The organism is Streptomyces sp. H27-H1 (assembly GCF_026627445.1).
Taxonomy (GTDB): domain Bacteria; phylum Actinomycetota; class Actinomycetes; order Streptomycetales; family Streptomycetaceae; genus Streptomyces.
Genome location: NZ_JAPNLJ010000169.1, coordinates 1 through 650 on the forward strand (window position 1 = coordinate 1; position 650 = coordinate 650).

The 650-nt window shown below is 70.6% G+C and carries 1 pseudogene; it reads left to right on the forward strand.

The annotated features are described in order from the left end of the window. Window positions 1–78: 78 nt before the first annotated feature. Window positions 79–627, forward strand: a pseudogene (locus OTB20_RS42330) (IS5 family transposase); the annotation flags it as partial. Between the last annotated feature and the right edge of the window lie 23 nt (window positions 628–650).

Consider the following 650-nt stretch of genomic DNA (forward strand, 5'->3'; position numbering starts at 1 on the left):
GGAAGCGGCCGTCGAGGCCGAAAAGGGGGCAGCGCGAAGGGACAAGAGCCGCAAGACGGGCGGGACGGGGACGACTCACGTGTCGAGCGGCGACGGCTCCGCCGACGGCACCGCGCCCGCCTGAAGGCCGCTGAGCTGGGGCGTTCCCGGGGCGGGCTGACCACAAAGATCCACGTGGCGGCCGACCGGCGGTGCCGCCCGCTGGCGTTCGTCCTCACGCCCGGACAGGCCGGCGACAGCCCGCAGTTCACCCCGGTGCTGGAGCGGATCAAGGTGCGCGGTCCCGTCGGGCGCCCCCGGACCCGGCCGGACGCCGTGGCCGCGGACAAGGCGTACTCATCTCGGCGCAACCGCCGCTACCTGCGGCAACGCGGGATCCGGGCGGTGATCCCGGAGAAGGTCGACCAGGCCGCGAACCGCAAGAAGCGCGGCAGCGCCGGCGGTCGGCCCGTTTCCCATGACGCGGAGCTGTACAAGGAACGCAACACCGTGGAGCGGTGCATCAACCGGCTGCGGAACTGGCGCGGCATCGCGTTCCGCTTTGACAAGACGCCAGAAAGCTACGAGGCCGGCCTGCATCTGTGCGGTGCGATGCTCTGGCTCCGCAGCATCGCACCACATTCATAATCCGATCTCCAGACAGGACCTAG